Source organism: Pirellulales bacterium (genome assembly GCA_035499655.1).
GTDB lineage: Bacteria > Planctomycetota > Planctomycetia > Pirellulales > JADZDJ01 > DATJYL01.
This window is the reverse complement of sequence record DATJYL010000139.1, coordinates 1-4,786: the sequence shown is the minus strand read 5'-3', so window position 1 is coordinate 4,786 and position 4,786 is coordinate 1. Positions and strand designations below refer to the sequence as shown.

At 53.1% G+C, this 4,786-nt stretch carries 3 protein-coding genes; 2 read left to right on the top strand and 1 reads right to left on the bottom strand.

What is annotated here, in order from left to right; genetic code table 11:
* Positions 1 to 1,593: hypothetical protein (locus tag VMJ32_09700; GenBank protein ID HTQ39292.1), on the top strand; the 1,593-nt coding region annotated here is incomplete at its 5' end.
* Between the two features lie 308 nt (positions 1,594 to 1,901).
* Positions 1,902 to 2,582 carry a hypothetical protein gene (locus VMJ32_09695; GenBank protein HTQ39291.1) on the top strand — a complete coding sequence of 227 codons (681 nt, stop codon included), beginning with the start codon at positions 1,902 to 1,904 and terminating at the stop codon, positions 2,580 to 2,582.
* A gap of 263 nt (positions 2,583 to 2,845) precedes the next feature.
* On the opposite strand, the gene VMJ32_09690 is transcribed toward VMJ32_09695, so the two are convergent.
* Complete coding sequence (locus tag VMJ32_09690) at positions 2,846 to 4,546, bottom strand: vWA domain-containing protein (GenBank protein HTQ39290.1); 1,701 nt, start codon at positions 4,544 to 4,546, stop codon at positions 2,846 to 2,848.
* Positions 4,547 to 4,786: the final 240 nt, after the last annotated feature.

Below are 4,786 nucleotides of genomic sequence, written 5' to 3'. Positions count from 1 at the left end.
CCATTGCCAAAAGAGGGTAATGGACTATCGCCGATTGAAATCGCAACCCGAATGGTAGCGATGTCTGACTACGAAGTCATCGCTGATCAATGGGTGCGACGGAAGGCAAGAAAACAAGGCGTCACATTTCCGTCAAGCATTCGCATAACAGACGTCATTGATCGGTGCAACTTAGCAAATGGAAAAACGTTCGACTTTCTCGATGCACATTTGAAATCTAACTGGACAACCTTCGCTGAAACAACACAAGCTGTTCGGATGAGCCATGAGGACTTAATCAAATTAGTGGAAGACGCCAAGCTGACTGAAAACCGATGGAGGTCCTTCTCTTTCTTCGCACATGCGATCGCTCTGGTCGAACCGAATTTCATCCGACCATTACTGCGAGACCACCTACTTCCAGTATTTTTTAAATTCTACCCCGAAGGACGAGTGGTAGTAATGCGGTATGACACAACTTTGGACTCAACCGCATCAATGATGCGAGTATTATATGCCTTGGCCCAAGCACCGAAACAGGAACTGCTCAAAGATAATTTCGAGGGCGTTGCCACACTTCGCGAGTGGCACATGCTATCGCTCGCCGGTCTAATACCAGCCATACTCAGTTTCATTAACTATCTTTTCTACCCATATGTTGGCGGTGCATATGCAAATGTGCCCGGCTTGGCTTTTGAATTTTTGTTTGACCCGCCCGAAAAGCACATGCCTGGGTTGTTTCCCCGCAATTGGTTAGCTTTCGCAAGCCGTAGTGCAACCTTTGCCGATGAAGCTGTGGATATCACTGAAATCGCCAAAGATCCAAAAGGACCGGTCGCCCAGCGCGCCGGTCATCATCGCTTTTGTCACGAACATGGATTCAGCGTCGAAGATCGGCTCAAGTTATTGGAATGGTACGTGCTCCGTCTCAACAGACTATTGTTTGAATTAAGCGACGCAGCAAATTTCACGCAGAACCTTGTACCTGACGCAGAAATAGATCCAATTTTTGGCTACGAGCATCAAATTACGGTGGACCGACTTTTCAGAAAAACTTTGCTCGATATGTCTCTAGATGTAGCACCAATGGCGAACATGATGTCATTTGAAATCGCCGATTTGTTCGACACCTTAAGCGTCCTCCTAAAAAATACAAAAAATGAAACCGATTTTTTCAAAACCCTATTTAATACGAAGAATGCACCGGAAACGATCGGCCTGCGGTTAGCAAGCATGCCGCCGCCCTTCGCAGAATATTTTTCGGAAATGGCGAAAACCACTTACCAAAAAATTGAGGACACTGTTAAAAAATCCATCTGGCGCAAAGGGAAAGTGACACCGTCTGGCATTTTAGTTCGAAGTAAGGATCTAACCCATGAATTGTCAGTGACACTGCCCGATTTTGTTGCCAGCACAATGCGAGCTTATCGCAATGCCCATCATGGATATTTCACTGCCGGAGATCCAGTAAATAGGCCCTCTAGATTCTTATTTATGGTTGATGGAAATCTTCCAGTTGAAATGAGCGCTCTTCCAGTTCTTTGGTGGTTGGCATATCTAAACGATCCAGCGTTTATCGGATGGAATTATTTGGATATCGGAGCATATCCGTAATTCCTGCCATGAGTCCCTGCAGCAGTTGATCGACACCATCAACGCCGGCAAAATTCTTATCCGTAACGACGTTTAGCCGCGACCGTTGGTCGCGCTGAGAGCCGCGCACGTCAGTAAGCGGCGAGCCCTAATGGGGCGACGGAAAATAGCCGTGACTAATCTTCTGCCCTCTTCTGCCCTAGCAAAATCGGCCACAAAACGCCCCTTTTCGCTCCCCAAAATAAGCTACCCTTTCCTGGCGGCTGCCACAGCGCGAGCTGCCTGAATCGGTTCCATTTGATCTCTGATTTTTAAGAGGGCCATATCCAATGAACACTCCATCTACCAGCGGCATGTATTTGAATTTGCTGCTCAAAGTGTTTTTCATCGCAGCCGCAACAGCAATGTTATCGCTCGCCATCGGCGTGATCTCAGCCAAGGCGGCTACTGCATCCGATCAACAGCCCAGCACCAAAACAACCCCGCCGCTGACTAGCGTCAAAGTCGCAAAGTTCCAACCCGGCGCGCCGATTACTGAAGCCGAAGTCAACGCGGCCCAGCAGGCCTGGTGCGACGCGCTGGTCAATATCGGCAAAGTTTATGCCGCCGTCGGCGATTACAAAACGGTTGCCAATCAGGCGATTACCGATCTGTACGATTACGACCACGGCAAAGTCTTTTTCAAGCCCACGCTGGCTCACGGCGCGAACACGTTCCGGCCCACCAAGGCCGGCGCGCTGTCATACTTCGTCGGCGGCAACCCGGCATATCCCGAGGATGCCGGCTTCGCGCTGAAACGGTGGGTCGAGGTCAGCTACGACAACAACGCCGCCGAAAACGGCATCCAAATCCACGGCGACATCGCCATCACCATGGGCAACGTCTACCTGACCGACGCCGATGGCAATCGCGTGACCGTCGACAAAACGTTTGTCTTCCGCCGCTGCTCCGACGGCAAGCTTCGCCTGGTCGTCCATAAATCGTCCTTGCCCTTCGATCCAGCGAAGTGAATCGACCGCGGCAGCGTTGCGGGGCGAAGATTTGCCGTGGTGATGAGAGGTCGGAAGAAGGCCACGCGGTTAATTAGGTCCCCGCCATCTAATCCGGCTGTTTGATGCGCAAAATCGCCGTTGCTTTTTCTTGGATTTGGCCGGCTAGCCGGCGAATTTTGCTAGTGGCATTTCCGCCATCGTATCGTTGGCTTTTGCGTGGGGCGGCGCCAAGCGTTCCGGTTTCATGTTGGCCTCAGGTTCTGGAAAGTCATTGCAAGCTTTCACTTCTCTTCCAGCTTCCAGCCGGCGGGATAACGCAATTCCCGCTCGGCCACGGCGGCCCAAGGCGTGCCGGGGTGATCGTCAACGACGCGCTGCAAATAGGTGCGCGATTTTTTGGCCATTTTATCCAGCACGCTGCCGGCGGCGTTTTCGTTGGCCGGTTCCAGCACCCAATTCGTGCTGTCGGGATTGGCAAACGCCTTGCCCTGCTTGATGATCGCCAGAATGGCGTTGTAGCCGTCGAGCCTTGCTTTGGCCGCCAACACCTGGCCCATGGCCAAATCGTAGCCGGCCTGCCAGCGGGCGCCGGTGAGCTTGGGCCGATCGGCTTCGCCGGCCACCAGCGCGTCGTAAAGCCGTTGCAGCGGCTGATCGTCAATGGCGGCGGCTTTTTGGGCGTTGGTGATCATCTTGGCCAAAGCCGCTTCATCTTTCTGCTTGGGGAAATCGGTGGTCACCTGTCCCAGGCCTTCGGCCGGCGGCAACATGGCGGCATTATGCAATGCCAAGCGACATTTATTCTCATCGAGCAAATGCTGGTATTGAGCTTCGTCGACATAGTCGGGCGCGTACTTCGCCAGCAGTTCGCCCTTGATGTCGCCAGCGCTGGGATCAACTGCCCAACCCTGCGGCCTGGCAGTGTGGAGCCGAAAGAAATTGCCTTCGGTCTGCCGGCAAAGCCGTTCTACGCCGAAAGAACCATAGCCGGAGTCGTTCAAATCGGCCGTATTCTGATTGCCCGACAGCGACAATTGAATTCGCTCAGGAAAGAGGGATTCGTATTGCCGATCGTTTTCGCCCGTACTTGTTGCCCGACGTTGGGCCGCGACTTTGAATCGGGGCGAACCGAACGGTAGCGCCGGGCCGATGCCGTACACCGGCACCGCTGCTTTCTTGAGCGATTTGATTGCGGCGTCGGCCATGTCCAGATCGTCTGCCGGCGAATTTCCCGCCACGACAAAGATCACCTCGTCACCGTGCATTCGATAGGACAAAAACTTTTCCACCGCCCGATTTACGGCGGCAAACAGGGCGGCCTTATCGCCTTTGGTTTCTTTCGCCGTAGACAGTGACACTTCGATTTGGGCAACATCGCCAGTCGGATCGGGTGCGATCAAATTCACTTCGTTGCTGTAACCCACTACAGCCACTTCCAAACGACCCGGCTGTGAAGTTCCCAGTTCATGAAATATGTGATCGAACTGATCGGCCACTTGACCTGCCAGCGATTCAGCCCGAGACGTCTGTTCCAAGAGCAACACGACGAGTGTTTTGTGCAGCTGGAGGGCATCGCGAATTTCCAAAGCAATTTGATCGACCGCTTGCGGCACGTCGAACTTTGATTTGGGGGCACCAGCCCGCCGATCATTTACCGGCTGGTCGTCGGCGGCTAATAATAATTCATCCCGTCGCGGCTGGGGCTTGACTTCAACTCGGGACAGAGATTCCACACCGCGCTGTTGGGCAGGGTGCTGGTCGACAGCCGATGGTTTCGCAGCCGCTGCTTCGGCCTGCTGTGTTTCCAACTTCGCGCCTAAGCCAACTAGGGCCGCTTGGGCCGGAGGAACTTTAATTGCTGGCGGTTTTGTTTCGGGTTGCTCGACCGCGATTTCACAGCCTGGGGCAATTAACACAGCCAAAGACAGCAGACCCATTACATAGCCGCACCCGCGAACTGGGCTGCCGGATTTGATGTGCATTTCTCGCTCTCCATAGGCCATATTACACGGGCGCAATGCCAGGTGTTCCAGTTTGTGGCTCAGCATTTCTCGCTCTCCATAGGCCATATTACACGGGCTGCAAAGCGCGGAACAGCAGGCTGCAGAAGGGTTTGCTAAAGTAGAAACTGCATGGAAAGTTCGTGCGGTTGCATCGATAAAAAACAATGGGCAGCGGAAATTGCAAATTCCTAATCTAAATGCAACCATGCACTCACGGTT

What these genes read in the sequence shown, in the direction of transcription:
- VMJ32_09695 (HTQ39291.1), top strand. Translation starts at nt 1,902, where the DNA reads ATGAACACTCCATCTACCAGCGGCATGTATTTGAATTTGCTGCTCAAA.
- VMJ32_09690 (HTQ39290.1), bottom strand. Translation starts at nt 4,546, where the DNA reads ATGCACATCAAATCCGGCAGCCCAGTTCGCGGGTGCGGCTATGTAATG.